This window comes from Sorangium sp. So ce204 (genome assembly GCF_051526795.1).
Classification (GTDB): domain Bacteria; phylum Myxococcota_A; class Polyangia; order Polyangiales; family Polyangiaceae; genus Sorangium; species Sorangium cellulosum_B.
The window spans coordinates 5,672,910-5,698,169 of the sequence record NZ_CP150317.1; the positions used below are offsets into that span (position 1 = coordinate 5,672,910).

Genomic DNA, 25,260 nt, shown 5'->3' on the forward strand with positions numbered 1-25,260 from the left:
GCGGACCCACATCCCCGATCAAGGTTGATAGACCCATGGCGAAGGTTCTGGAACTTCCGAAGCTGTCCCCGACCATGGAGGAGGGGCAGATCAGTGCCTGGCACAAGAAGGAAGGCGACGCGATCGACATCGACGATCTGCTCGCAGAGGTCGAGACCGACAAGGCGACCATGGAGTACAAGTCCTTCGATCGAGGGACGTTGCTCAAGATCCTCGTGCCTGCGGGCAGCGTGGTTCAGCTCGGCCAGCCTGTCGCGATCATCGGCACCCCGGGCGAGGACGTAAGCGCCCTCGCCGGTGGGAGCGGCGGCGCTGCCGCGGCGAAGCCGAGCGCGGCGGAGGCTCAGCCCAAGCCGGCCGGCGGCGACGCGCCCGTGACGAGCCCGCCGCCCGCGGCGCGCGGCGAGGCGGTCTCGCCGCCCACGCAGCCGGCCGCGCCGCAGCCGTCGTCGAACGGGCGCGTCAAGGCGTCGCCCTACGTGCGGAAGCTCGGCCGAGAGCGCGGGCTCGACCTCAGCAGCGTCGCCGGCAGCGGTCCGCGCGGGCGCATCGTCGCGCGCGACCTCGAGGGGCTGAAGCCGGCGCCGGCCGCCGCGGCCAGGGCGACCGCCCCCGGCGAGCTCGCTGCGCCGGAGGTGCGGCCGCTCAGCATGATGCGCAAGGCGATCGCCCGGCGCCTCACCGAGTCCAAGCAGACGGTCCCGCACTTCTACCTCTCGATCGACGTCGACGCCGATCCGCTGAACGCGCTCCGCGAGCAGATCAACGCGGATCTCGCGGCGACCGCCGCCGAGGGGGAGAAGCCGGCCAAGGTCAGCTTCAACGATCTCCTCGTCAAGGCGTGCGCCATCGCGCTCGTGCGCGTCCCGGAGTGCAACGCGCAGTTCACCCCGGACGCGATCCTCGTTCACCAGCGCGTCGACATCTCGGTCGCGGTCGCCGTCCCCGAGGGCCTCGTCACGCCGGTGGTGCGCGACGTCGATCGCAAGCAGGTGCTCGACATCGCGGCCGAGGTGCGCGAGCTCGCCGGGCGAGCCAAGGCGAAGAAGCTGCGGCCCGAGGAGATGGCGAACGGCACGTTCTCGATCTCGAACCTCGGCATGTACGGGATCGACAACTTCGGCGCCGTCATCAACCCGCCCGAGGGAGCGATCCTCGCCGTGGGCCAGGTGCGTCGCGAGCCCGTCGTGCGCGGCGAGCAGATCGTGCCGGGCCGCCGCCTGAGCATGACGCTCTCCTGCGATCACCGCGTCGTTGACGGCGCGGTCGGCGCGACCTTCCTCAAGGTCCTGCGCCAGCTCCTGGAGCACCCGACGCAGATCCTGATCGGCTAGCTCAGGTCGCCTCGGCGCTGCTCCCCAGGGCGTCGCCGAGGCGCGCCAGGTTCCGCGAGAAGATCTGCACGGACGGGTGCGACGGCCCGAGCGCCTTCGTGGCGATCGCCACGGCGCGCTCGATCTGCTGCCACGCGCCCGACAGATCGCCGAGCGCCTGCAAGACGCGCCCGAGGTTGTTCACGATGCTCGCCACGACCGGGTGATCCGGACCGTACGTGGCTTGCGCGATGCCGAGCGCGCGCTCCAGCTGCTCGCGCGCCCCGGGCAGCTCGCCGAGCGCTTGCAGCACGCTGCCGAGGTTGTTGCAGCCGATCGCCACCGCCGGGTGGTCCGGGCCGTAGGTCGCCTCGGCGATCTTCAGCACGCGCGCGAAGTTCGCGCGCGCGCCCTCGAGATCGCCGAGGTCGCGCAGCACGCTGCCGAGGTTGTTGATGTCCCGCGCCACGTCCGGGTGATCCGGCCCGTAGGTGTCCTCGACGATCGCGAGCGCCCGCTCGAAGTCGGCGCGCGCCCCGGCCAGGTCTCCGAGATCGCGCAGCACGCGCCCGCGGTTGTTCAGCGCGAGCGCGAAGCGCGGGTGGTAGAGGCCGTAGCTGTGCTCATCGATCTTGAGCGCCTCCTCGAACTGCTCGCGCGCTCCCTTGAGGTCGCCGAGATCGTGGAGCAGCCGGCCGAGGTTCGTGCGCCCGATCGCGACCGTCGGGTGGTCCGGGCCGTAGGCGCGGATGTCGATGGCGAGCGCCCGCTCGAGGTGCACGCGCGCGCCCGCGAAGTCGCCGAGGTCGCGGAAGAGGGCGCCCAGGTTGTTGAGCCGTATCGCGACGCTCGGATCGTCGGGGCCGTACGTCGCCTCGTCGATGGCGAGGGCGCGCTCCAGGTGCTTGCGGGCGCCCGGCAGATCGCCCTGGTCCATGAGCACGCTGCCGAGGTCGTTCACGTCGCGCGCGACGTCCGGGTGATCGGGGCCGAAGCTCGCGATGTCGATCGCCAGCGCGCGCTCCAGGTGTGCCCGCGCGCCGCCGAGATCGCCGAGGTCGTGGAGGACGCTGCCGAGGCTGCGCAGCACGGCCGCGACCTTCGGATCGTCGTGGCCGAACACCGCCTCGTGGAGCGCGAGCGCCCGCTCCAGGTACCCCTTCGCCTCCGCGAACGCGGCGCGCCCCTGCAGGTAAACGGCGAACCGCGCGAGGAGCCGCCCGCGCACCTCCCGCGCGACGTCGTGCGCTTCGGCCTGGCTCGCCGCGGCGAGCGCGTGCGGCAGCCATCGGGCGCAGAACGGCCACGTCTCGACCTCGTCGCTGCTCTCGGGGAACGCGTGGTCGACGAGCCGGACCGCCGCCTCGGCCCACACCTTCCGGTCCTCGGGCGAGAGGCGATCGCGGACCACCGCCTGGACGAGCCGGTGCACGGAGAGCGCGCCCTCGTGCACGTCGATGAGCGAGTAGCGGCGGAGCGCGGCGACCGCCTCGTCGAGCATCAGCGGATCGCTCAGCGCCTCCGCGAGCGCCGCCGGCAGGTGCGGCGCGGCGTCGGCGAGGCCCTCGCGCGGGATGTCATCGGGCGCCAGGTACGCGCACAGGCTCAAGAGGTCGACCGCGACGGGCGAGAAGCGCTGCGCCTCCTGGAACGCGAGGCCCCAGGTCGTGGCGATCGGCGTCGGGTAGTCCATCGGCATGCCGCGGAGCAGGAGCCCGCGCTGGTGATCGCCGAAGGCGGCGTGGTAGGTCGCGATCGACGATCCCGTCTCCTTGATGGTCGCCGCCGCCTGCACCAGCGCGAGGGGGAGATCCCCGAGCGTCTCGGCGAGCTTCTCCGCGGCGCGCGCGTCGCTCTGCCCGGTCCGATCGAGCAGGAACTTCACCGAGTCGGCGCGATCGAGCGCCGGCACGGTGAGCGGGGTGGCGATGCCGCGGAAGCTCGGGTTGCGCGAGGTGATGAGGATGTGCCCGGTGCGCGGGTGCGGCAGGTACGGGGCGACGTCCTGCGGGTCGTTCACGTTGTCGAAGATGAGGAGCCACTTGTCGTTGCGCGACAGCCACGACCGGGCCGCCTCGATCGCGATCCGCTGGTCGGCCTCGTTCTGCTCTGGCAGGTCGAGGGCCGCGGCGAGGCGCGCAAAATCCTCGGCCGCTGTGGCCGGCTCCTCGGCGCGGATCCACCAGACGACGTTGTACTGGCTCGCGTACCGGTGCGCGTACTCGGCGACGAGCTGCGTCTTGCCGACGCCGCCGAGGCCGCTGATGGACTGCGTGAGCGCGGCGGGCCCCCCCGTGGTGAGCGTGCTGCGCAGCTCGCTCAGGAGCTGGTCGCGCCCGGTGAAGCCCGGGTTCCGCGGCGGCAGCTTCTTGATGTGGGGCTCCACGTCGGGCGAGCTCGACGGCCTTCGCGCGGCCGGCCGCTGCGTCGGCGGCTCCGTCTCGCGGACGGCGCTCCGGATCCCCTTCGCGATCTCCGTGAACGCCTCGCTCTGGTTGGGGTAGCTCGTCACGGGCCGCGCGCGGCGCGGCAGCGGCTGCAGCTCGCCGAGCAGCGTCTTCTCCCAGGCGCAGGGCCGCAGGATCACGGGGATGACCCGGCACTCGCCGGCCTCGTGGCGGGCGATCGCCTCTCGCATCTCCGGAGAGAGCCACGCGTCGGTGGAGAGATAGTCCGCGCTCACGAGCAGCAGCACGACCCGCGCCTCGCGCAGCCTCGCCGCGGTCGCCTCTCGCCGCTCCCTCCCTCCGCCGAGCGCGAAGCCCTGGTAATTCCGGATGACCCCCTGCCGTTTCAGCGCGTCGAGGTGGGTCTCGATCTTGGGCCGCAGGTCCTCGTCCCTCGGAGAGTAGGAGAAGAACACATCGGCGGGGCTCGTCGCCAAGGCAACCATAGTTCCTCTCGCGGGCCTTAAAGTCTCACGACGGACCTGACGCGCAACGAGAATACGCGGTCGGAAAAGACCCAGGAAGAGACGGTAGTTGACGCTCTCGGCGGATACATGCGGGTCGAACCTCCATCGTCTCGTGGGGGGCTTGCCTTACCCCGACTCCGGCTCCGTCCTACCTTCGCGGTCCTCTTCCGTGCTCGGGGCGATCCGGCCGGAAGCCTGAACGATGCGGCGCGCCGCTTCCATCCATCGCCGCCGATCGTCCCGCCGCAGCTGGTTGCGGACGACGATCTTCACGAGGCGGTGGACGCTGAGCGCGTGCGGCCGCACCTCGATCAGCGAGTGCAGCCGCAGCATCGCGATGGCGTCGTCGAGCGCGAGCGGATCGTATTCGCCGAGCGACCGCCGAGGGATCGCGTCCATCGGCAGGAACGAGCACAAGCTGAGGAGCTCCGCCGCAGCCTGGTGGCTGAAGACGGCCGCGAGCGAGCTCTCCCAGGCGGTCGCGACCGTCACCGGGAAGCTGACGGGGCGCTCCAGGAGCGCGGCCGGCCGCTGCCGGAACAGGGCGAGGTACTCCGCGAGCGGGCGCCCGGTCTCCTCGATGTAAGCGCCGGCCTGCGCCAGCGCGAGCGGCAGATCCCCGAGCTCCTCTGCGAGCGCGTCGGCCGACTCCGCGTCGGTCTCGCCCGTGCGCTGGAGCAGGAAGCGCACCGACTCGGCGCGCTCGATGCCGCGGACGTTCACCGTCGTGAGACCGCGCCAGATAGGGTTCTGCGACGTCGTGAGGATGTGGCCGCCGTGGGAGACGCTCGGGATGTAGGGCTCGACCTCGCTCGGGTCGCGCACGCCATCGAAGAGGAGGAGCCAGCGACCGCGGCGCCCGAGCTTGCTGCGCACCACGCCGACCGCGCGCGCGGGATCCTGCTGGTCGTGCTCGGGCAGCCTCATCTCCGCGGCGAGCGTGACGAAGGAGGCGTCCATCGTCGCCTGGCTCTGACCGTCGATCAGGAAGACGGTGTCGTAAGCGCCGGCGTTGCGGTACGCGTACTCGATGGCGAGCTTGGTCTTGCCGGTGCCGCCGAGCCCGCAGAGCGGCGCCACGCCGCGCCTGGCGAGCGCGGCGCCGATCTCGGCGAGCAGATCGTCGCGCGCGGCCAGGTTCCGGCTGGTCGACGCGGGGACGCTCCAGATCCCGGGCGGCGGTGGCACCTCTGAATGGCTCACCGGCTGGGCGCCGGCGCTCGGTGAGCTCAGGAGGGGTTTTGGGTGAGCTGCTCGACCTGCTTTCGGATGCCCTTTGCGATGTCGGTGAACGCCTCGCTCTGGTTGACCCAGCTCGTCACCGGGCGCCCGCCCCGCGGCAAGCTGGCCAGCCTGCCGAAGGGCGCGCCCTCCCAGTCGCAGGCGTCGAGGATGACGGGGATGACGCGCGCCTCACCCCGTTCGTGGCGCTCGATCGCCTTCCGCATCTCGACGTCGTAGCAGAAGTCCGACGCGAGGAAGTCCGCGCTGATGAGCAGGAGGACGACCTTCGCGGTCTCGAGGTGCTCGGCCAGCGCCGCGTCGCGCTCCTCGCCAGCGCCGATCTCGCCGTCGTGCCAGCCGCGGATGACGCCCTTGCGCTTGAGGATGGCGAGGTGCGTCTCGAGCTTGTCGCGCAGCTCGCGGTTGCTCTCCGAGTACGAGAAGAAGACCTCTATCGGGCTCGCCGGAGGCTCGGAGACGCGCTCGCGCCGCGACGCTTCGAGCGCCCCCGTCATCGTGACCGTGTCGTCGTACGCGGCCGAGTCCGGCGGGAGGTCGTACGGCGCGCCGAGCGCTGACGACGAGGGCGGGAGCTCGAGATCGGGGATCGGGGGCGGGAGGATCGAGCGACCGCGCGACGTGATCGCGCGCGGCCGGGGCGCGCACGTGCGCTCGAGGATCGCGAGCACCCGGTCGTGGCTGCCGTCGGGGGTGTCGTAAGGCAGGAGCAGGAACCCCATGTCCGCGAGCGTCTTGCGGCGGAGCGGCGTCAGGCTCGAGCCCGGAGCGATGACGAAGCGGGGCGGCGGCGAGGCGCCCGAGAGCGCGTGGATGTCCGCCAGCATCTCGTCGAAGTTCCCGTCGGCGCGTCCGAAGCCGATGAAGAGCACGGGGCACCGCGAGAGCACGGTCGAGAGCGACTTGCGCACGTCGGGCGGCGCGATCGACGCGAGGAACCGCTCGCGCGCGAACACCCAGCTGTGCGGCTCCTTCAGCGTGCCGTGCAGCTTGAGGATGAACCGCCGCCGCCACGCGACCTCGTCGGTGACGCGCCACATGGTGTCCCACTCGAAGCCGAAGGCGCGCTCGAGCAGGTGGTTCAGGTTCGTGGTGAGCACGGCGCGCAGCTTGTCTCGCAGCGCGGCGATGGCGATCGCGATCCGCGGCGGCTCGAGCCCCTCGTCGTCGAGCGCGTCCTCGACGAACGCGTTGAACTCCGCCGGGCCGAGCGCCTGCTCCGCCGCGCCCAGCGCCTCGCTGTAGCGCTGCGATCGCGCGAGGGCCGCGACCTCGGCGATCGCGACCTCGTCGCCGGTCTGCTCGCGCACCCTCTCGACGAGCAGGTCGACGAGCTGACGCCACGTCGGCAGCCCGGCCGCGGCCGAGATGCCTCCCCCCACGAAGAGCACGAGCTCTCCGCTCTCGAGCGCCTCATGCAGCGCTTCGATCACCGCGGCGTCGACCTCCGCGCTCACCGTGTTCGCGTTGTCCATAAGGGTTGACATCGAGCCCCTCGAGTCTATCGCTCCTCGGCGCGCAGCGCACTTTTGCGGCGCGTCGCGCGGCGCGCCGCGAAAGTGCGCCGCGCTGCGCAGGGTCGAACGCTCGACCAGGCGGCCCGCTGCGGTCATGACGTCCGAGACGACTGACCGCCGCATCGAGCGAAGCCGGAAGAGGCGGAAACAGTCCGCGAGGCTGGAGCATGCTACGTCTCCGACATGCGTCCGGCGGCCCTCTTCACGCTGGCCACGGTGGCCTCGCTCGTCGCGTTCTCCCTCGCCGGCGTGGCCGCTCCACCATCCCGCGCGCGGCGCGCCCCGCGCCTCCCGGCGCGCGCGGAGGCCGCGCTCTCGGCGTCCGCCGCGCGCTCGCCCGCGAGCGTCGTCGCGCTGCGCGCGCCCGGTCCACCTGCCGTCCTCGTGCGCGCGGGGAGCTTCACGATGGGATCGAGTGAGGTCGAGATCGCGCACGCGGTGACGCTCTGCAAGCTCGAGCCGGCCGGTGAGCTGTGCGTCGACGAGACCGAGGCGAGCTTCGCGAACGAGCTCGTGCCCCACGAGGTGTACCTGTCGGATTTCTGGATCGACCGAACCGAGGTGACCGTCGCGAGCTACCGCCGGTGCGTCTCGGCCGGCGTCTGCGCCGAACCTCCGTATGCCTCCGGCGGGCAGCGGTTCGATCGGCCCGAGGTGCCGGTGGTGCTCGTCTCGTGGAGCGACGCGCAGCGCTACTGCGTCTGGGCCGGCGGTCGCCTGCCCACCGAGGCCGAATGGGAGCGGGCGGCGCGGGGCGCGGCCGGGCGCCGCTACCCCTGGGGCCATGTCTACAACCCATTCCACGCGAACCACGGGAGGCTGTCGTTCGACGAGCTCGACGAGCTCGACGACGGCGACGGCTTCCTCGAGCTCGCGCCCGTCGGCTCGCTCGTGGCCGGCCGCACCCCCGACGGCATCGACGACCTCGCCGGCAACGTCGAGGAGTGGGTGGCTGACTACTACCATCCCGAGTATCCAAGCGGCAGCGCGAAGAACCCGCGGGGGCCCGACATGGGGGAGGAGCGCGTGCTGCGCGGCGGCAGCTACATCCTGGGGCGGCCCTGGCTGCGTGGCGCCGCGCGGGGGCACGACTCGCCGACCAGCCGCCGCGCGTGGCGCGGCTTCCGCTGCGCGCGCGACGCCTGAGCCGCGGCGGTTGGCCGCCGCGCCGGAAGAGCCCATACTGCGCCCGTGAGGATCGCGCACCTCTCCGACCTGCACCTCCTCTCCCTCGAGGGGGCCATCCCGTTCCGGCTCCTGAACAAGCGCCTCACGGGCTACCTCAACCTCCGCTTCCGGCGCCACGCCATCCACAAGCCGCACGCGGTGCACGCCGCGGCGCGGGAGATACGGCGGCTCGACGTGGACCACGTCGTCATCACCGGCGATGTCTCGAACCTCGCGCTCGAGCGAGAGTTCGTCCTGGTCCGCGACTTCTTGCAGAGCGGTCTCGGCCTTCCGCCCGAGCGGGTGAGCATCGTCCCGGGGAACCACGACGCGTACACGAAGGGCGCGCACCGCTCGCAGCGCTTCTCTCGGTACTTCGCGCCGTACCTGCGCTCCGACCTCGTCCTCGACGCGCCCGGGAAGAGCGACGGCGGTGGGGCCACCCGCGATGGCGGAGGCTCGGCGTTCCCCTTCGTGCACCTGCGCGGGCCCGTCGCGATCATCGGCCTCTCGACCGCCTGGCCGCGTCCCCCGCTGGTGGCGTCGGGGCGGCTCGGCCCCGTCCAGCTGCGCGCGCTCGAGCGAGCGCTAGAACACCCGGAGGTGCGGCGGCGAACGCCGGTCGTGCTCCAGCACCACCCCTTCCATAACCCGGCGAGCCGGGCGAAGACCTTGCTGGAAGGCCTGGGTGATGCCGCGGCAGAGGGGCGGCTGCTGCGGCAGGTGCGCCGCGGCTTGCTGCTGCATGGGCACCTGCACCGGCGCATTCACCGCAAGCTGCACACCGAGCGGGGTCACATCGACGCCGTGGGCGCCACCAGCGCTTCGCTCCTTCACGACAGCGACGAACGGATGGCCGGGTTCAATGTCTACGAGATCGACGACGCGGGGACGATCGGGGGCATCACGTCGCACCGCTTCGTCCCGGGTCAAGACGCGTTCCGCGAGGTCCCGGTCCCCGAGCGATGAGCCCGCCGCGCGCTCGGCGCTCGGCCGAGCGCCCCACCGGAGCCGCGCGCAATCCATCCGCCGCACGCACGACCGTCCAGGCGGGCGCGCGATGTTCGGGGCTCGGCAATGCCGTGACTCGAGCGCAGCGGGGGCGCTGCGCGGGCAGTCCGGTGGGGCTCTGGTCAGGAGGAAAGTCAGGCGGTGGCGCGGATCACGTTGACCGCCTGCAGACCTTTGGGACCTTCTTTGATCTCAAATTCAACGGTCTCGTCCTCGAACAGACGGCGGCGCCCCTCCCCGTTGATCTGCGAATAGTGAACGAAGACGTCGGGGCCAGTCTCTTGCTTGATGAAGCCCCAACCCTTCTCGTCGTTGAACCACTTAACCTTGCCAACTGCCATATTTCCTCCACTTCAGAGCTCGTCGATACCCGAGGCGCGCAGGCTGGCAGTCGGGAGGTGACCACGGCTGCGGTCCCTGATTCCGATGCGGGCTTGGCTGCATGCAGCAAACCCCCCTCGTAGACAGATCCAGCTTGCGCAGGGCGGCTGCCCAGCCGCTGGTTGATGTGCGTGCGCGGCGACTTCGACGATTCTCCCCGGTCCGAGCGGGCGCCAACGTAAACGGCTCGATGCGCCAAGGTCAAGCAGCGATGATGGTTCGGCGGGCGCTTGCGCGAGGCAGTACCGCTTCACCGGCAGTCTCCGGTTTCAGCAGCCTCCGATGAGAATTTCGCGCCGTACAGCGGATCCTGACGGCGAGTCCACGATCACGCGCGGTGACGGCGCGCCGTGGGGTGCGAAGCAGAATTCGCGCAACCGTCAAGTTTTGCGCTTTTATCGAAGAACCTTGTCCTTCGGCCCGCGCAGGGCGTCGTGGTCCGTGGGGGCTTCGCCATGTCACGCAGCGAGCCTCGCACGTCGGGCAGCGCTCTCCTGGCCTCCGCCGCAATGGCGCGGCGACTCGGGCGCGCTCCTCGTGCTGCGCGCGTCGTGGGAGCGAGCGACGCAGCGCGCTCCGGGCGCTCTCCCAGCGCAGGCCAGGCGCTTGCGGCGCTTTTTGCCGAGGACATCGATCGAGCGTCGCAGCGGAGCAGGCGACCTGCTCGAAGGACATCACGCACCGGGCGGCGCCGGCTCAGCCTGTTCGCCGACGTTCCCCCTGCGCGCGCTGGCGCGACAGCTCGGCGGATCGATCCCCGGACCTCCATCGCGCGCGCGACCTGCACCGCGCCCCGTGCGCTCACGTGGCGCAGGCGGCGCAGGCGGCGCAGTCCCGGGCCCGAGCCCGCTCGCCGCCCGGGAGCAGGAATCGAAGGCATCTCGTTGACATGTCTGTTCGAGCTTGCTCGTATGGCGTGGCGAGGGCATCGGGTCTCACCTCCGCCCTGGCCCCGCGAGGCGACGAGATGTTCTCGGTGATCATCAGCGAGAAAGGGGGCGCGGAGCGCCGCGAAACCTTCGACCGGACAGAGATCAACGTCGGCCGCGTGCAGGGCAACGACCTGATGCTGCCGAAGGGCAACGTGTCGAAGCGACACGCCCGGCTGCTCTTCCGCGACGGGCGCTTCATCGTCACCGATCTCAAGAGCACGAACGGCACGTACGTCAACGGCCGGAAGATCGCTCAGGCGACGATCGTTCGCGAAGGCGACAAGATCTACATCGGCGACTTCGTGCTGCGGATCGAGACGGCGGCGGCCGGGACGGCCCCTCCGGACAGCACGGCGCCTCCGCGCGCGCCGGAAGAGATGTCCGGCGAGCCGGGACCTCTGCCCGATCGCGGGCCGCCGCCGTCCGCCGAGAAAGGGCTGCACCGGTCGGCGCCGTTGCCGCTGATCAACGAGAGGGGCGAGCCGTCGCGCACGAGCCAGGGCGTGATCAGCCACTTCCCCCTCGAGAACGATCCGGACGAGTCGGTCGACGCGGCCGCGGCCATCCCCGTCCCCGGTCCGCCGCGCATCCCCTCGCCTCGTCCGCCCCTCACGCCAGGCTCGCAGGGCGGTGTGTCCGTCCCGCCGCTGCCTGCGCACCCGGCGATGACCACCGCACCGCCGGCGCGCGACGGCCGCGCCGTCAACGCCGCCCCCCCACCCCCGCAGGCGCCGCGCCCGTACGCGACCGCGACCCCGCTGCCTGCACAGAGCGCAACGAGCACCTCCGCGGTGTCGCCGCAGGGCGCCTCGAACGTCGCCGTCCATCCGAGCGTGGTCCCCATCCCGAGCCGGCGCGCCATCCCGCCCGTCTCGGATCGGGTCGACCGGGGACAGGGCGACTCGGCGCATGCCGTGGCGCACCGCCGGGCGCTCGGGCGCCTCATGGAGCGGCTCGCCGACGTGGTCGATCTCACGCCGCTCGACAGCGGCGCGCCGCCGGACGGCGCGCTCGCCCAGCGCATCGCGCAGGCGAGCGCCGCAGGCGCGGAGGCGCTGCGCGCGGCGGGCGAGCTCCCCCCCGAGGTCGACGCCGAGGCGCTCGTGGCCGACGCGCAGCGGGAGCTCCTCTCGCTCGGCCCGCTCGACCGCTTGCTCGAAGACGCCGAGGTGAGCGAGATCCAGGTGTTCCGCTACGACCACGTGATCGCGATGCACGGGCGCAGGCGCGTCATCGCGGAGGTCGGGTTCAGCAGCGAGCGCGCGGTCGGCCGGGCCATCCGCCGGCTCTGCATGGCGGCCGGCCAGCCGATCGAGGCGGGCGCGAGCTTCGTCGAGCGGACCCTGCCGAAGGGGCGCCGCCTGTTCGCGGTGCTGCCGCCGGCCGCGACCTCCACCCTGGTGATCCGGAAGCCACAGCGCCCCGACGTCACGCTGGACGACCTGGTGCGCAACGGAACGATCTCGCGCGCGATGGCCGGGTTGCTCGCCCAGTGCGTGCTCGGTCGCGGCAACCTCCTCGTCACCGGGACGCGGGACGCCGGGACGGGCTGGCTGCTCGGCGCGCTCGCTGCCGCGGCGCAGCCCGACGACCGGGTCGTGGTGCTCCAGGAAGAGGACGAGCTCGCCCTCGATCAGCCGAACACGCTGTCCATCGCGCTCGGGGCCACGACGGACGAACGCACCCGGGCCGTGCGGGCGGCCGTACGCATCCGGCCGGAGCGGGTCGTGGTGAGCTCGTTCTCGGGCCACGTCGCGGCCGAAATCGTGGACGCCATCGGCGGCGGCATGGACGGCGTGCTCGCGGCCTCCCGCGCGCCGACACTGCGGCAGGCAGTGACGAGGCTCCCCGCCGACATCGCCGCGACCCGCCCCGGGATCACGCCGGAGACGGCGCGCGAGTGGCTCGCCTCGTCCTTCGACCTCGCGATCGAGATCGCGCTGCTCCGCGACGGTCGCCACCGGGTGCTCCGCATCGCGGAGCTCGCGGTGGAGGGCGGGCAGATCGCCATTCGCGACGTATTCACCTTCGTGGTCGAGCGGACGGCCGCCGGCGGCGCGCTCGAGGGGACGTTTCACCCCTCCGGGCTGGTGCCGGACATCGTGGAAGATCTTCAGTCCCGCGGGCTCAGCGTCGATACGTCGACCTCGTTCCGGCGAAATCGCTAGCGGCTGCCCGCGCGAAGGCTGGCCAGCGTGGCCAGCGCGAAGCACGGCGACCGACGCGCAACCGACGCGCAACCCACGCAACCCACGCAACCCACGCAACCCACGCAACACGCGAGATGAGGGCGTCTTGACGGGCGCCAGCTAGGAACGGAGGTTATGATGCTGAGTAGCCATGGCCATCCGCACCATCCTCCACTATCCCGACCCGCGCCTGCGTCAGAAGGCACAGCCGGTCGGGGACATCACGCCCGAAATCACGAAGCTTATCGACGACATGGCCGAGACCATGTACGCGGCGCCCGGCGTCGGCCTCGCGGCCACGCAGATCGGGGAGCCACACCGCGTCTTCCTCGTTGACATCGCCGCGGACAACGAGCCGAGCAACCTCCTCGTGTTCATCAACCCGGAGATCGTGCGGCAAGAGGGGCAGCTGACCGGCCCCGAAGGGTGCCTCTCGTTCCCTGGCATCAGCGAGGACATCAAGCGGGCCGAGCGCGTCACCGTCCGCGCCCGCGGGCGCGACGGGGCGACGTTCGAGATCGCGGCCGACGGCCTGCTCGCCGTGGCCATCCAGCATGAGCTCGATCACCTCGACGGCGTGCTGATGATCGACCGGATGGGCACGCTCAAGAAGCGCATCGTCCAGCGGAAGATGCAGAAGCGCGGCGCAGAAGCCGCGAGCTGACCCGCCCGGGCGCGCCGATCAGCTGCGCGCCGGGAAGGCGAGAGGGCCGCTGACGTACGCGTCGCGGCCGCAGAGCTCCCAGCGTGGATCGACGATCCGGGGCGCGTCGCCTGGCGTGTCCGGGCCCGCCCAGTCGACCGCGCCCGGCCGGCCGCGGGGGCCGAGCAGGATCGGGGCGACGAAGGCGTGCAGCTCGTCGGGCAGGCGCGACGCGAGCAGGCTGCCGGCGAGCTCGGCGCCACCTTCGACAAGGATGGAGACGATCCCCTGCGAGGCGCAGAGGCGCATCGCGGCGGTCACGTCGACCCGGCCCTCGGCCGAGGTCGGCGCGCGCAGGACGACGCAGCCAGCGTCGACGAGCACCTGCTCCGCCTCCTCGGGCGCGTCGGCGCCCGTGAGCACCCAGGTCGGCACCTCCCGCGCCGTCTGGGCGAGGCGCGTGTGGAGCGGCAGCCTGAGCCGCGTGTCGAAGACGAGCCGGATGGGGCTCCGCCCCCCGGGCCCGAGCGCAGACTCGCGCAGGGTGAGCCGAGGGTCGTCGGCGAGCGCCGTGCCGATCCCGATCGCCACCGCGTCGTGCCGCGAGCGGAGCTCCTGGACCTTGGCGCGCGCCTCGGGGCCGGTGACCCACTTCGAGGCGCCCGTGCGGGTCGCGATGCGGCCGTCCAGCGACAGGGCGAGCTTGAGCGCGATGTGGGGGATGCCCGTCGTGATGAACTTGGTCCAGGGCTCGATGAGCGCCCGAGCCTCGGCGCCGGCGACGCCGACCTCCACGGCGAGCCCGGCGTCGCTGAGCCGCTGCGCCCCGCCGCCGACCACCGCGGGGTTCGGATCGGGCGCGCCGACGACGACGCGCTTGATGCCGGCGCTCAGCACCGCGTCCACGCAGGGCGGCGTGCGCCCCTCGTGGTTGCAGGGCTCCAGCGTCACGTAGAGCGTCCCTCCGCGCGCCGCGTCGCCGGCGGCCGCGAGCGCCAGCCCCTCGGCGTGCTCCTCGCCAGCGCGCGCGTGGTGCGCGACGGCGACGACCTCCCCCGCGGCGTTCAGCACCACCGCGCCGACCGGGGGGTTCGGCGACGGCATCGCCTTGTGCGCCTCCTCGATGGCGAGGCGCATCATCGCGGCGTCGAGCTCGGGATCGGGGCTGGGGGGCTTCGCAGACATCGAAGTGCCGGATCTACTAGGGCGCCTTGGCCTTCACAAGCTTGCCAAGCTCGACCATGAACTGGTCAATGTCCCGAAAGGAACGATAAACGCTTGCGAACCGGACATAGGCGACCTCATCGAGGGTACGCAGGTGGTTCATCACCCGCTCGCCCAGCTCGGTCGACAAGATCTCCCGCCGCTCGGACTCCTGCGCCTCGCGCTCGATCGCGTCGGCGATGGCCTCGATCTGGTCGGTGGACACGGGCCGCTTGTTGCATGCGATCCGGAGCCCTCGCACGAGCTTCTGCCGGTCGAACGACTCGCGCCGACCGTCCTTCTTGACGACCGTCGGCAGGATGTCCTCGACACGCTCGTACGTCGTGAACCGGCGCTCGCACGAGGCGCACTCGCGCCGCCGCCGGATCACCTCACCCGCGCCGCCAGCGCGGGAGTCGATGACCCGGTCCTCGAGATGGCCGCAAAATGGGCACTTCATCGAGCCATCCAGCGCGGCGCGCGATCAGCCGTCGAACTGGGAGAACACGAGCGACACGTTGGTGCCACCGAAGCCGAAGGAGTTCGACATCACGTGCTTCATGCGGCGCTCGCGAGAGGTGAACGGGACGTAGTCGAGGACGCACTCGGGGTCGGGATCGTCCAGGTTGAGCGTCGGCGGCACAGCGCCGTGGCGCAGCGCGAGGGCGCAGACCGCCGCCTCGACCCCACCTGCGCCCCCGAGCAGGTGGCCCATCGCGGACTTCGTCGAGCTCACCCAGAGGCGCTTCGACGCCGCGTGATCGCCGAAGGTCTTGAGGATCGCCCGGGTCTCCTCGATGTCCCCCTGCGGGGTCGAGGTGCCGTGAGCGTTGATGTAGTCGATCGCGTCCGGCGCGAGCTTGGCGTCGTCGAGCGCCATCTTCATCGCTCGCTGCGCCCCGGCGCCGTCGGGCGCCGGCTTCGTGATGTGGTACGCGTCGCACGAGGCGCCGTACCCGACGACCTCTGCGTAGATCTTCGCGCCGCGCTTCTTCGCGTGGGAGAGCGACTCGAGCAGCAGCGACCCGGCGCCCTCGGAGCAGACGAAGCCGTCGCGCCCCTTGTCCCAGGGGCGGCTCGCCCGCTGCGGCTCGTCGTTGCGCCTCGAGAGGGCGAACATCGCGCAGAAGCCGCCGATGCCAAGGCCGGTGATCGTCGCCTCCGCGCCGCCCGTGAGCATGATGTGCGAGCGACCTCGGCGGATCCACTCGAACGCCTCGCCGAGCGAGTGCGCGCTCGACGAGCACGCGCTCGTGTTGCAGTAGCTCGCGCCCCGCAGGTCGAGCGCCAGCGCCACCTGCCCCGCGGCGAGGTTCGCGATGACCGTCGGGATGAAGTAGGGGCTGACCTTGTGGGGGCCCTTCTCGTGCAGCGTGATCGAGTGCTGGAACAGGTACTCGAGGCCGCCGAGGCCGACACCGATGAACGTGCCGCACTGATCGCGGTCCTCGTCGGTGAGCTCGATCCCCGAGTCCTGCATGCACATCTGCGATGCGGCGATGGAGAGCTGGGCGAAGCGGCCCATCTCCTTCACCTTCTTCTTGGGCATGTACTCCTCGGGCACGAAGCCCTTCACCTCGCCGGCGAAGCGCGTGGGAAACGTGCTCGCGTCGAAGAGGGTGATGGGTGCGATACCAGACTGACCAGCCAGCAAAGATTGCCAGGTGGCCTGGGTGCCGAGGCCATTGGGCGTGACGAGCCCGATACCGGTGATGACAACGCGTTCCATGGCTCTTCTTGCCCTAGCGCCACCACAGAGGTGAGAGCGCGTGCATCGGCGAAGGGCAGAGCCTTCGCTGGCTCACGCGCCAACCCACCTCCATGGTGACGCCGCGTCCGGTAGGGCGGTGGGGACGCTACTTCTTGTCCTTGGCATTCCTTTCGATGTAGTCAATCGCGTCCTGGACAGTCCGGATCTTCTCCGTGTCCTCGTCCGGAATGTCGATCTCGAACGCCTCCTCGAACGCGAGGACAAGCTCCACCAGGCCCAGCGAATCGGCGCCCAGATCGTCGATGAAACTCGCCTCAGGCTTGATGTCCTTCTCGTCGACGTCGAGCTGTTCCTTGATGATCCGCTTTACTTCGGCCGTGATGTCGCGACCTTCAGCCATGGTATTCCTCCCGGGAAAACGGAACCCCTAGTAGCCCATCGCCATCAGCGTTGCACCATCGAATTACCTGCGACCGCTTTTTTCGTGTGCGCCTGGTTTGCCGCTGTGCGTGACGCCTGGCAGCCGGGGTCCTCAAGCCAGCGCTCTCACACGTACATCCCGCCGTTGACGCGCAGCGTCTCGCCCGTCACGTAGCTCGCCTCGTCGGAGCATAGGAATGCGATCGCCGCGGCGACCTCCTCTGCTCGGCCCGTGCGCCCGAGCGGGACCATCCTCGTCAGCCCCTCTTTCATCTCCGCGCTGATCGTCGTCGTCATGTCGGTGTCGATGAACCCCGGCGCCACGGCGTTGACCGTGATGCCGCGCCCCGCGTACTCGCGGGCGAGCGACTTCGTCACGCCGAGCAGGGCCGCCTTCGTCGCGGCGTACGCCGCCTGGCCGACGTTGCCCATCTCCGCCACGACGCTGGAGAGGAAGACGATGCGGCCCGTGCGCGCGCGCATCATGACCTTGGTCGCCGCGCGCGCGGACGCGATCGAGCCCTTCACGTTCACGGCGAAGAGGCGATCGAGGTCTTCCTCCTTGATCCGCAGGAGCAGGCCGTCGATCGCAATCCCCGCGTTCGCGACGAGGATGTCCAGCCGGCCAAGGCGCTTCGCCGCCTCGGCGATGGCGGCCTCGGTCGCCGGCAGGTCCGCGACGTCGAACCCGAGCGCCTCGGCCTTCCCGCCGCGCGCGGTGATCGCGTCGACGACCGCGCGCGCCTCGGCCTCTCCTCGCACGTAGTTGACGATCACGTGCGCGCCTTGCGCCGCGAGCGCCTCCGACGCGGCACGCCCGATCCCCCGCGATCCACCCGTGACGATCGCAACTTTGCCCGTAAGGTCGAACATCGATGCCTATGCCTCCGAAAGGAACGCGTTCACGCGCTCAATCCCCGCCATGTCGCTCACGCTGAGCACCTTGATCTGCTTCGTGATCCGCTTCACCAGCCCGGCCAGCACCTTGCCAGGGCCGATCTCTAGGGCGTGCGTCACGCCATCCTCCGCCATGCGCTCGATCGTCCGCATCCACTGCACGGTGCCATCGATCTGGCGCAGGAGGAGCGACCGCACCCGCTCCGGATCGGCGTTCGGCGCGGCGTCGACGTTCGCGATCACGGGGAAGGCGAGCGGCATCAGCTGCGTGCGCTCCAGCTCGGGGCGCAGGCGTTCGGCCGCAGGCCGCATCAGCGCGCAGTGGAAGGGAGCGCTCACCTTGAGCGGGATGGCCTTGCCGCCGCGGGCGACGGCGAGCTCGCCCGCGCGCGCGACCGCGCCGGCGTGCCCGGCGATCACGATCTGCCCCGGCCCGTTGTAGTTCGCCGGCGCGACCACCTCGCCCTGCGCCGCCTCGGCGCAGATCGCGAGCACCACCTCCTGGTCGAGCGCGATGAGCGCCGCCATGGCCCCCTCGCCCGCCGGTACGGCCTCCTGCATGGCGCTGCCCCGGATCCGGCAGAGCCTCACCGCGTCCTCGATCTCGAGCGCGCCAGCAGCGACCAGCGCGCTGTACTCGCCGAGCGAGTGGCCGGCCGCGTACAGCGGCGGCTCGAGGTTGGGCAGGTGCTCGATGAGGGCCGCAGCCACGGCGCAGCTCGTCGCGACGATGGCGGGCTGGGTGTTGCTCGTCTGCGTCAGCGCCTCCATCGGCCCCTCGAAGCAAAGCCGCGAGATCGGCTCGCCGAGCGCCGCGTCCGCCCGCGCGAACGCGCCGCGCGCGGCCGCCGAGACCTCCGCGAGGGCCTTGCCCATCCCCACCTCTTGCGCCCCTTGCCCTGGAAACAGCCAAGCGATTTTCACGTTTGCCCTCAATCCAAGCCAGGGAGGCGGACGTCGTCCGTCCCCCGAACCACGTCATGCGGCCAGCGCGCGCGAGACTACCTCAGGCCGGATCGCCCGGCGAGCTCAAGCGAACACGCAGACCTCGACCCCGACGCGGGCACACGCGCATGGCCCGCTCACATCCGGATGACGGACGCGCCCCAGGAGATGCCAGCGCCGAGCGCGCAGAACAGGACGTTTTGCCCCGGTTTGATGCGCCCGTCGCGCACCGCCTCATCGAGGGCGATGGGGATCGATGCGCTCGACGTGTTGCCGTACTCCTCGATGTTGAGCACGAACCTCTCCAGAGGGAGGCTGAGCCGCGCGGCGACCTGGCTGATGATCCGCAGGTTCGCCTGATGGGCGACGACCCAGTCCAGGTCGCCGGCCGCCATGCCCGCCGTGTCGAGCGCGATCAGCGAGGCGCTGGAGAGGTTCTTCACGGCGACCTTGAAGATGTCCTGCCCCACCATGTGGACCTTGTTGCGGCTCTGCTCGATGCCCTCGGGCGTCAGCGGCTCGGCCGTGCCGCCGCCCGGGATGACCAGCGAGTTCGCGAGCGTGCCGTCGCTGAAGATCCGCGTCGAGATGATGCCCCTGCCGTCGCCCGACGCAGGCCCGAGCACGACCGCGCCGGCGCCGTCGCCGAACAGGACGCACGTCGTGCGATCCTTCCAGTTCAGGATGCGCGAGAGCAGCTCGACGCCGATCACGAGGACGTGCCGGGCGACACCGTTCGCGATGAACTGATCGGCGATCGTGAGGCCGTAGACGAAGCCGGCGCAGGCCGCCGAGATGTCGAACGCGGGGATCTCCTGAGCGCCGAGCTTCTGCTGCACGTACACGGCGCAGGAGGGCATCGGGGTGTCGCCGCTGATCGTCCCGACGATGATCATGTCGAGGTCAGCCGCCGAGAGCCCGGCGGCCTCCAGCGCAGAGCGGCCGGCCGCGGCGGCCATGTCGCTCGTGACCTCTCCCTCGGCAGCGATATGACGCCGGTGAATCCCCGTTCGCTCGCGGATCCAGCTGTCGGAGGTGTCGACGATCTTCTCGAGATCGGTGTTGTGCACGACTCGGGCGGGCGCGTAGCTGCCCGTCCCGAGGATGCGGCTCCTCGGCCGCGGGGAGCTCATGCGACGGCCCCTCGCGCGTCCGCGCGAGCCGGCGCCGCGCCCAGGTGCGCGGGCGCAGCGTTCGCGCGCGCCGGCGCACCCGCGCCCGTCATGAGGCCGCGGTCGCCTTGGTCGCCTTCGCCTTGCGCCCGTTGTAGTGCCCGCAGGCGCCACAGGCGCGGTGCGGGAGCCGGGCTTCCCCGCAGTTCTCGCAGGAGACGAGCTGGACGGGGGTGACCTTGTCGTGGTTAGCGCGCCGCATGTCGCGCTTGCTGGGGGTGGTTTTCCTCTTGGGGACGGCCACGGAACTACTCCTTCTTGGTCTTCTTCTTCGGTGTCCCGGCCTTGGCCGGGGGGGTCGATGCAGGTTGCGCGCGCCTGTCAGAGCCGCTGGGCTTCTGTCCAAGCTTCTCTCGGAGCGCGCTGAGCGGCGCGAGCCGCGGGTCGAGGCCTGGAGCGGCCTCATCCTCCTCCGCCGCCCCGCGGACGAGGGCCGAGGAGCCGCCTTCGCGGTCCTCTCGGGACGCGGCAGGACCGATACCCGGGCAAGCCTCCGAGCACAAGGGGAAGTTCGGCATCTCGAGGAGAATGGCCTCGCGGATGAACGGATCGAGCTCGACCGTCTCGCCGTCGTACGCGTCGACGTCGGCCTCGTCCGCCGTGAACTCGTACTCCGGCTCCTTGACCTTGCCGGCCCCAGGCTTCGCCGCGCCGTTGCGGGCAGCGTCGTCCCGCCGGTGGCCGTGGCCATGGCCGTCCGCCTTCGGGGCAGGACGCAAGAGGAGCGAGAGCTCGGCGTCGACGTCCAGCGCGGCAGGGGCAAGGCACCGCGCGCAGGGCGTGGCGACGGGCGCCTTGACGCGGCCGCGCACGACGATCTCGTTCCCCGTCCGCGAGAGGCGGGCCGAGAGGTGACCTGGCGCGCGCCCGGTGACGTCGGCGTCAGCGAGCGCCGCGTTCATCCAGTCGAGCGGCACCGGCATGTCCAGCGAAATACCGGAGATGTCGATGTCATTGGCAGAGACGGCAAACTGGGACATGGGTTCCGGGCCAGTGAAAGCGGAGCGTTTAGCGCGGGGTGCGTTGGCTCGCAAGACCGACCCGCGGCCGCCGTCACATCAGGCTGCATGGTAGCGTCGCCCGCGCATGGACCGTAGCGCCACGCCCGAGGCCCGGCCCCCGCCGCCGCCGGGCGCCGCCGATCGGCGGCCGGAACCTTCAGGGGAAGCACGCCGCGCAGGCCGCCGCGCAGCGGTCGCGATCGCCCTCTACGCGCTCGTGACGCTCGCGTACGCCGCGAGCTCCTCCCGCGAGATCTTCGCGTCCCACACGCCCTACAACCACTACGCGCTGCTCGCGGAGGCGTGGCTCCACGGCCGCCTCGATCTCGGCGGACCGCCGCCGGCGCACGCGGGCGGCAACGACTTCGCCGTGTTCGGCGACCGCACCTACGTCAGCTTTCCCCCCTTCCCCGCGGTCCTCATCGCGCCGCTCGTCAAGCTCGCCGGCAGCGCAGAGCGCGTGCGCGACGGGCAGTTCTTCCTGGCCTTCGCCGGCGTCGGGCCCGCTGTCCTCTTCCTCGCGCTGGAGAAGCTCTCGGCCTCGCGCCGCAGCCACCGCACGCAGGCCGAGAACGTCGCGCTCTCGCTGCTCTTCGCGCTCGGGAGCGTCTACTGGTTCAGCGCGGTGCAAGGGACGGTGTGGTTCGCGGCGCACGTCGTCGGCGTCGCGCTTTCGTGCGTCTATCTCTACTGCGCGCTCGAAGCCGCCCACCCGCTCGCGGCGGGCCTCGCCCTGGGCCTCGGCTTCGCGACCCGCACGCCGCTCGGCTTCGCCCTGCCGCTGTTCCTGTTCGAGGCGCTCCGCGTCGACCGCTCGGACCCGCGCGCCCTCCTGCGCCGGCTCGCCCTGTTCGCCGCGCCCGCGGCGCTCGTGCTCTCGGCGCTGCTCTGGCACAACCACGCGCGCTTCGGCGACGCGGCCGAGTTCGGCCACCGGTACCTCCACATCGCGTGGCGCGCGCGGATCGAGAAGTGGGGGCTCTTCTCGTACCACTACCTGCCGCGCAACCTCGCGGTGGTGCTCACCGGCCTGCCGTACACCCACGTGCAGGGCGCCCCCTTCCAGATCAACGCTCACGGGCTCGCGCTCTGGGTGACCACGCCGATCTACGCGTGGGCCCTCTGGCCCCGACGCACGTCGCCCCCGTTCTGGGCGCTCGCCGCCACGGCGACCGCTGTCGCGCTGCCGAGCCTCCTCTACCAGAACACCGGCTGGCTCCAGTTCGGCTACCGCTTCTCCAACGATTTCGCCCCGTTTCTCTTCGCGATGATCGCCGTCTCCGGCCGCCGCTTCGGCGCGCCGTTCTACGCGCTCGGCGCGGCCGCGATCGCCGTCAACGGGTTCGGCGCGCTCACGTTCCAGCGCGCGGGCTTCGAGCGGTTCTACTTCGTCGAGCGCACCCAGCGGGTCCTGCACCAGCCCGACTGAGGCCGCAGGCGCCTCCGCGCTGCTGCCGCGACGCGCCGCGACGCCGCGCCGAGGGCGCTCCTCCTCCTCGGCACGGCCGGAGGGGGCGCGCGCCCTCGGGCGCGCGGGCGATCCGGCGGGCGGCGCACGCGGGCCTTGGGTGCAGGGCGCTCGCCGTGCTAGCCCTCGCCGCGCCATGGAAGCTCTGCTCGACCCGGCCGCCATCGGGCGCGGCCTGCGGCGCATCGCGCTCCAGATCGCCGAGCGCGGCCGCGGCGTGGAAGATCTGGCGCTCATCGGGATCCGGCGGGGCGGTGAGCCGCTGGCCAAGCGGCTCGCCGCGCTGCTCCTCGAGATCGAGGGGCACGCGCCGCCGGTCGGCGCCGTCGACATCACGCTCTACCGCGACGACGCCGCGACCGCCCTGCCGAACCCGCGCATCGGCCCCAGCCACATCTCCTTCCCCGTCGACGGCCGGCGCATCGTGCTGATCGACGACGTCATCTACACCGGTCGCACCATCCGCGCGGCGCTCGACGCGGTGCTCGACTACGGGCGACCGCAGCGGATCGAGCTCGTCGCGCTCGTCGATCGCGGCGGCAGGGAGCTGCCGATTCACCCCGACTACATCGTCCGCGCGGTCGAGCTCGCCCCCGGGCAGCGCATCGACGTCGTGGAGCGCGCGGGCGAGCTCTGGGCTCTCGTCACCGCCGCCGGCACAAAGCTCTCGGAGCCCCCCCCGCCACCGGAAGGAACGTAAGCCAGCGCATGAGGAGGATCTACCCGCACCGTCACCTGCTCGGCATCGAGGGTCTCTCGCGTCCCGAGATCGTGGCCCTCCTGGACGCCGCCGAGTCGCTCTTCGACGTCTCCCGGCGGAGCGTGCGCAAGGTGCCCACGCTCCGCGGCAAGACGGTCGTGAACCTCTTCTACGAGCCGTCGACGCGCACGCGGACGTCGTTCGAGCTCGCGGGCAAGCGGCTCAGCGCCGACGTCATCAACATCAGCGTCTCCACCTCGAGCGCGGTCAAGGGGGAATCGCTGCTCGACACGGTGCAGAACCTCCAGGCGATGCAGCCGGACGTGCTGGTCATCCGGCACGCCGCGTCGGGCGCGCCGCACCACGTCGCCGCGCACACGCGCGCCGCGGTCGTCAACGCGGGGGACGGCACGCACGAGCACCCGACGCAGGCGCTGCTCGACGCGTTCACGATCCGGCGCGCCAAGGGCCGACTCGAAGGGCTGGAGGTCGCCATCTGCGGCGACATCGTCCACAGCCGCGTGGCCCGCTCGAACGCGCACCTGCTCACGACGATGGGCGCGCGGGTCCGCTTCGCCGGCCCGCGCACGCTCCTGCCGATCGCGGGCGAGTCGCTCGGCGCGACGGTCTACGATCGGATCGAGCCCGCCCTCGAAGGGGCCGACGTGGTGATGATGCTGCGTGTTCAGCGCGAGCGGCTGAGCGGCAGCTTCCTGCCCAGCACGCGCGAGTACAGCCGCACGTTCGGGCTGAACCCGGCCCGGCTCGCGCTCGCCAAGCCAGACGCGATCGTGATGCACCCGGGGCCGATGAACCGCGGCGTGGAGATCGATCCACGCGTCGCGGACGGCGCGCAGAGCGTGATCCTCGACCAGGTCGAGGCCGGCGTCGCGGTCAGGATGGCCGTGCTCTGGATCCTGGCCGCGGAGGCCAACGAGTTCTCCGCGACCGGCGAGCCGCGGCCCGCGCCCTGACGATCGCCCCGGCCGCCCGAGCGGGAAGTGGCTGCGCGGCGGCGCAACCGGGGCAGACGGACGCCCTGGCCCATGAAACCCACGGAACCATGAAAGACGCGGCCCCCGCGCGCCGCTCCTCCCTCGCATATGCCCGCTGGCAGCGAACAGGGTTCCCTGCTGCGCCCCGTTTTAATAGGCTGGTCCATCTTTTTGAAAGGGTGGAGCCAACCATGTTTTCGCGAGACGTCCTCAGGATCGATGCCCCGGCGGTAGCGCAAGAGATCGAGCAGGCCATCCGGGATCAGGTGTTCGGTACGCTGCGGCGGCGCGGGGCCGTGGTCGGGATCTCGGGCGGGATCGACAGCTCCGTCGTCTCGACGCTGTGCGTCCGCGCGCTCGGCAAGGACAAGGTGCTGGGCATCTTCATGCCCGAGCGCGACACCTCCGATGACGCGCTCCGCCTCGGCAAGCTGCTCGCCGAGGGCCTCGGCATCGAGGCGGTCATCGAGAACATCAAGCCCGCGTTGACCGGCCTCCGCTGCTACGAGCGGCAGGATGAGGCGATCCGGATGGTCTACCCGGACTACAACGAGAGCTGGAAGTTCAAGATCACGCTCCCCTCGATCCTCGAGAGCGACAGGCTGAACGTCTCGCAGCTGACGGCGCAGCCGCCCGGCGAGGAGCCGCGCGTGAAGCGGATGCCCCTGAACGCGTACCTGCAGCTCGTCGCCGCGACGAACTTCAAGCAGCGCATCCGCAAGATGATGGAGTACTACCACGCGGACAGGCTCAATTACGCCGTCGCCGGCACGCCGAACCTGCTCGAGTACGATCAGGGCTTCTTCGTCAAGCAAGGCGACGGCGCCGCGGATTTCAAGCCGATCGCGCACCTGTACAAGAGCCAGGTCTACGCGCTCGCCGAGTACATCGGCGTCCCTGCCGACATCCGCAGGCGCGCGCCGACGACGGACACGTTCTCGATGCCGCAGGGGCAGGACGAGTTCTACTTCGCGCTCCCCTACGACAAGATGGATCTCTGCCTGTACGCCTACAACAACAACGTTCCGGCCGCGGACGCGGCGTCTGCCGTCGGCATCACGCCGCAGCAGGTCGAGCGCGTGTTCAAGGACATCGAGGCGAAGCGCCGGGTAGCGCAGTACCTCCACGCGCAGCCGCTGCTCGTCCGCGATCAGGGCCACGCCTGACGAGCCGCGCCGTCGGACCGCGCTCGCCGCTGTCAACGGCATTCTCGGCTTGGTACGCCGTTCCCCGGCCGTGAAACCCGCCGGAAACAGCGCGGATCCTCGCTGACATTCACTCACGTTGCAGCGAGATCGTCAGTCGCCAATCCCACCTCCGCAGCGCGCCCTGGCGGCGGCTTTCGGACACGGACGGCACGGGGAACACCGCGCGCGAACGAGCGCGGACGCGAGCGTGAACGATGAACCGCGACCGCGACCGCGTCCTGCCGCGATCCG

At 71.2% G+C, this 25,260-nt stretch carries 22 protein-coding genes; 9 read left to right on the plus strand and 13 right to left on the minus strand.

Features of this window, described 5'->3' with window-relative positions; all coding sequences use genetic code 11:
- The first annotated feature begins 35 nt into the window (after positions 1–35).
- Positions 36–1,334 carry a pyruvate dehydrogenase complex dihydrolipoamide acetyltransferase gene (locus WMF22_RS21080; RefSeq protein ID WP_437300836.1) on the plus strand — a complete coding sequence of 433 codons (1,299 nt, stop codon included), beginning with the start codon at positions 36–38 and terminating at the stop codon, positions 1,332–1,334.
- 1 nt (position 1,335) lies between these two features.
- On the opposite strand, the gene fxsT is transcribed toward WMF22_RS21080, so the two are convergent.
- The 3 genes from fxsT to WMF22_RS21095 all read right to left on the minus strand — a co-directional run bounded on the left by fxsT (position 1,336) and on the right by WMF22_RS21095 (position 6,956).
- Complete coding sequence (fxsT, locus tag WMF22_RS21085) at positions 1,336–4,206, minus strand: FxSxx-COOH system tetratricopeptide repeat protein (RefSeq protein ID WP_437300837.1); 2,871 nt, start codon at positions 4,204–4,206, stop codon at positions 1,336–1,338.
- A 147-nt stretch (positions 4,207–4,353) separates the two neighbouring features.
- Entirely contained in the window at positions 4,354–5,430 is a 1,077-nt protein-coding gene (locus WMF22_RS21090; RefSeq protein WP_437300838.1) for an ATP/GTP-binding protein, read from the minus strand.
- A gap of 26 nt (positions 5,431–5,456) precedes the next feature.
- Positions 5,457–6,956 carry an SIR2 family protein gene (locus tag WMF22_RS21095; protein ID WP_437300839.1) on the minus strand — a complete coding sequence of 500 codons (1,500 nt, stop codon included), beginning with the start codon at positions 6,954–6,956 and terminating at the stop codon, positions 5,457–5,459.
- Positions 6,957–7,169: 213 nt separating this feature from the next.
- Between WMF22_RS21095 and WMF22_RS21100 the strand changes: the two genes are divergently transcribed.
- The gene (locus WMF22_RS21100; RefSeq protein ID WP_438036823.1) at positions 7,170–8,132 is read left to right on the plus strand and encodes a formylglycine-generating enzyme family protein; all 963 of its coding nucleotides are present in this window, start codon (positions 7,170–7,172) and stop codon (positions 8,130–8,132) included.
- A 45-nt stretch (positions 8,133–8,177) separates the two neighbouring features.
- Positions 8,178–9,122, plus strand: coding sequence for a metallophosphoesterase family protein (locus WMF22_RS21105; RefSeq protein WP_438036824.1), 945 nt, complete (start codon positions 8,178–8,180; stop codon positions 9,120–9,122).
- Positions 9,123–9,298: 176 nt separating this feature from the next.
- Here WMF22_RS21105 and WMF22_RS21110 read toward each other — a convergent pair whose 3' ends face one another.
- Complete coding sequence (locus WMF22_RS21110) at positions 9,299–9,505, minus strand: cold-shock protein (RefSeq protein WP_012236438.1); 207 nt, start codon at positions 9,503–9,505, stop codon at positions 9,299–9,301.
- 1,007 nt (positions 9,506–10,512) lie between these two features.
- Here WMF22_RS21110 and WMF22_RS21115 point away from each other — a divergent pair.
- Positions 10,513–12,645: an ATPase, T2SS/T4P/T4SS family gene (locus WMF22_RS21115; RefSeq protein WP_437300842.1), complete on the plus strand. Its 2,133-nt coding sequence runs from the start codon at positions 10,513–10,515 to the stop codon at positions 12,643–12,645.
- Positions 12,646–12,817: 172 nt separating this feature from the next.
- Complete coding sequence (def, locus tag WMF22_RS21120) at positions 12,818–13,330, plus strand: peptide deformylase (RefSeq protein WP_437300843.1); 513 nt, start codon at positions 12,818–12,820, stop codon at positions 13,328–13,330.
- 18 nt (positions 13,331–13,348) lie between these two features.
- Here def and ribD read toward each other — a convergent pair whose 3' ends face one another.
- From ribD to WMF22_RS21165, 9 genes are all read right to left on the minus strand, one after another.
- Positions 13,349–14,494: a bifunctional diaminohydroxyphosphoribosylaminopyrimidine deaminase/5-amino-6-(5-phosphoribosylamino)uracil reductase RibD gene (ribD, locus tag WMF22_RS21125; RefSeq protein ID WP_437300844.1), complete on the minus strand. Its 1,146-nt coding sequence runs from the start codon at positions 14,492–14,494 to the stop codon at positions 13,349–13,351.
- A 16-nt stretch (positions 14,495–14,510) separates the two neighbouring features.
- Complete coding sequence (nrdR, locus tag WMF22_RS21130) at positions 14,511–14,972, minus strand: transcriptional regulator NrdR (protein ID WP_012236442.1); 462 nt, start codon at positions 14,970–14,972, stop codon at positions 14,511–14,513.
- Positions 14,973–14,996: 24 nt separating this feature from the next.
- A complete protein-coding gene (gene fabF / locus WMF22_RS21135) occupies positions 14,997–16,241 on the minus strand; it encodes a beta-ketoacyl-ACP synthase II (protein WP_437300845.1) in 1,245 nt (414 codons plus the stop codon).
- Between the two features lie 127 nt (positions 16,242–16,368).
- Complete coding sequence (acpP, locus tag WMF22_RS21140) at positions 16,369–16,623, minus strand: acyl carrier protein (protein ID WP_012236444.1); 255 nt, start codon at positions 16,621–16,623, stop codon at positions 16,369–16,371.
- A 146-nt stretch (positions 16,624–16,769) separates the two neighbouring features.
- Positions 16,770–17,516, minus strand: a complete 747-nt coding sequence (locus tag WMF22_RS21145; RefSeq protein ID WP_437300846.1) for a 3-oxoacyl-ACP reductase family protein — start codon at positions 17,514–17,516, stop codon at positions 16,770–16,772.
- Positions 17,517–17,522: 6 nt separating this feature from the next.
- Positions 17,523–18,464 (minus strand): ACP S-malonyltransferase, encoded by a 942-nt coding sequence (gene fabD / locus WMF22_RS21150; protein WP_438036825.1) that lies wholly within the window; start codon positions 18,462–18,464, stop codon positions 17,523–17,525.
- 158 nt (positions 18,465–18,622) lie between these two features.
- Positions 18,623–19,618, minus strand: a complete 996-nt coding sequence (locus WMF22_RS21155; protein WP_437300848.1) for a beta-ketoacyl-ACP synthase III — start codon at positions 19,616–19,618, stop codon at positions 18,623–18,625.
- An 88-nt stretch (positions 19,619–19,706) separates the two neighbouring features.
- Positions 19,707–19,901: a 50S ribosomal protein L32 gene (rpmF, locus tag WMF22_RS21160; RefSeq protein ID WP_012236448.1), complete on the minus strand. Its 195-nt coding sequence runs from the start codon at positions 19,899–19,901 to the stop codon at positions 19,707–19,709.
- Between the two features lie 4 nt (positions 19,902–19,905).
- Positions 19,906–20,637 carry a YceD family protein gene (locus WMF22_RS21165; RefSeq protein WP_438036826.1) on the minus strand — a complete coding sequence of 244 codons (732 nt, stop codon included), beginning with the start codon at positions 20,635–20,637 and terminating at the stop codon, positions 19,906–19,908.
- 106 nt (positions 20,638–20,743) lie between these two features.
- Between WMF22_RS21165 and WMF22_RS21170 the strand changes: the two genes are divergently transcribed.
- The 4 genes from WMF22_RS21170 to nadE all read left to right on the plus strand — a co-directional run bounded on the left by WMF22_RS21170 (position 20,744) and on the right by nadE (position 24,987).
- The gene (locus WMF22_RS21170) at positions 20,744–22,087 is read left to right on the plus strand and encodes a hypothetical protein (RefSeq protein WP_437300850.1); all 1,344 of its coding nucleotides are present in this window, start codon (positions 20,744–20,746) and stop codon (positions 22,085–22,087) included.
- Between the two features lie 175 nt (positions 22,088–22,262).
- Positions 22,263–22,826: a bifunctional pyr operon transcriptional regulator/uracil phosphoribosyltransferase PyrR gene (pyrR, locus tag WMF22_RS21175; protein ID WP_012236451.1), complete on the plus strand. Its 564-nt coding sequence runs from the start codon at positions 22,263–22,265 to the stop codon at positions 22,824–22,826.
- A gap of 8 nt (positions 22,827–22,834) precedes the next feature.
- Positions 22,835–23,800 (plus strand): aspartate carbamoyltransferase catalytic subunit, encoded by a 966-nt coding sequence (locus WMF22_RS21180; RefSeq protein WP_012236452.1) that lies wholly within the window; start codon positions 22,835–22,837, stop codon positions 23,798–23,800.
- Positions 23,801–24,012: 212 nt separating this feature from the next.
- Entirely contained in the window at positions 24,013–24,987 is a 975-nt protein-coding gene (gene nadE, locus WMF22_RS21185; RefSeq protein WP_012236453.1) for an NAD(+) synthase, read from the plus strand.
- Positions 24,988–25,260 lie beyond the last annotated feature (273 nt).

Coding starts and splice junctions, on each gene's coding strand:
- nadE (WP_012236453.1), top strand. CDS start 24,013: ATGTTTTCGCGAGACGTCCTCAGGATCGATGCCCCGGCGGTAGCGCAA.
- fabF (WP_437300845.1), bottom strand. CDS start 16,241: ATGGAACGCGTTGTCATCACCGGTATCGGGCTCGTCACGCCCAATGGC.
- nrdR (WP_012236442.1), bottom strand. CDS start 14,972: ATGAAGTGCCCATTTTGCGGCCATCTCGAGGACCGGGTCATCGACTCC.
- WMF22_RS21080 (WP_437300836.1), top strand. CDS start 36: ATGGCGAAGGTTCTGGAACTTCCGAAGCTGTCCCCGACCATGGAGGAG.
- WMF22_RS21110 (WP_012236438.1), bottom strand. CDS start 9,505: ATGGCAGTTGGCAAGGTTAAGTGGTTCAACGACGAGAAGGGTTGGGGC.
- WMF22_RS21180 (WP_012236452.1), top strand. CDS start 22,835: ATGAGGAGGATCTACCCGCACCGTCACCTGCTCGGCATCGAGGGTCTC.
- WMF22_RS21170 (WP_437300850.1), top strand. CDS start 20,744: ATGGACCGTAGCGCCACGCCCGAGGCCCGGCCCCCGCCGCCGCCGGGC.
- acpP (WP_012236444.1), bottom strand. CDS start 16,623: ATGGCTGAAGGTCGCGACATCACGGCCGAAGTAAAGCGGATCATCAAG.
- WMF22_RS21100 (WP_438036823.1), top strand. CDS start 7,170: ATGCGTCCGGCGGCCCTCTTCACGCTGGCCACGGTGGCCTCGCTCGTC.
- WMF22_RS21165 (WP_438036826.1), bottom strand. CDS start 20,637: ATGTCCCAGTTTGCCGTCTCTGCCAATGACATCGACATCTCCGGTATT.
- def (WP_437300843.1), top strand. CDS start 12,818: ATGGCCATCCGCACCATCCTCCACTATCCCGACCCGCGCCTGCGTCAG.
- WMF22_RS21155 (WP_437300848.1), bottom strand. CDS start 19,618: ATGAGCTCCCCGCGGCCGAGGAGCCGCATCCTCGGGACGGGCAGCTAC.
- ribD (WP_437300844.1), bottom strand. CDS start 14,494: ATGTCTGCGAAGCCCCCCAGCCCCGATCCCGAGCTCGACGCCGCGATG.
- fxsT (WP_437300837.1), bottom strand. CDS start 4,206: ATGGTTGCCTTGGCGACGAGCCCCGCCGATGTGTTCTTCTCCTACTCT.
- WMF22_RS21095 (WP_437300839.1), bottom strand. CDS start 6,956: ATGTCAACCCTTATGGACAACGCGAACACGGTGAGCGCGGAGGTCGAC.
- WMF22_RS21115 (WP_437300842.1), top strand. CDS start 10,513: ATGTTCTCGGTGATCATCAGCGAGAAAGGGGGCGCGGAGCGCCGCGAA.
- WMF22_RS21145 (WP_437300846.1), bottom strand. CDS start 17,516: ATGTTCGACCTTACGGGCAAAGTTGCGATCGTCACGGGTGGATCGCGG.
- pyrR (WP_012236451.1), top strand. CDS start 22,263: ATGGAAGCTCTGCTCGACCCGGCCGCCATCGGGCGCGGCCTGCGGCGC.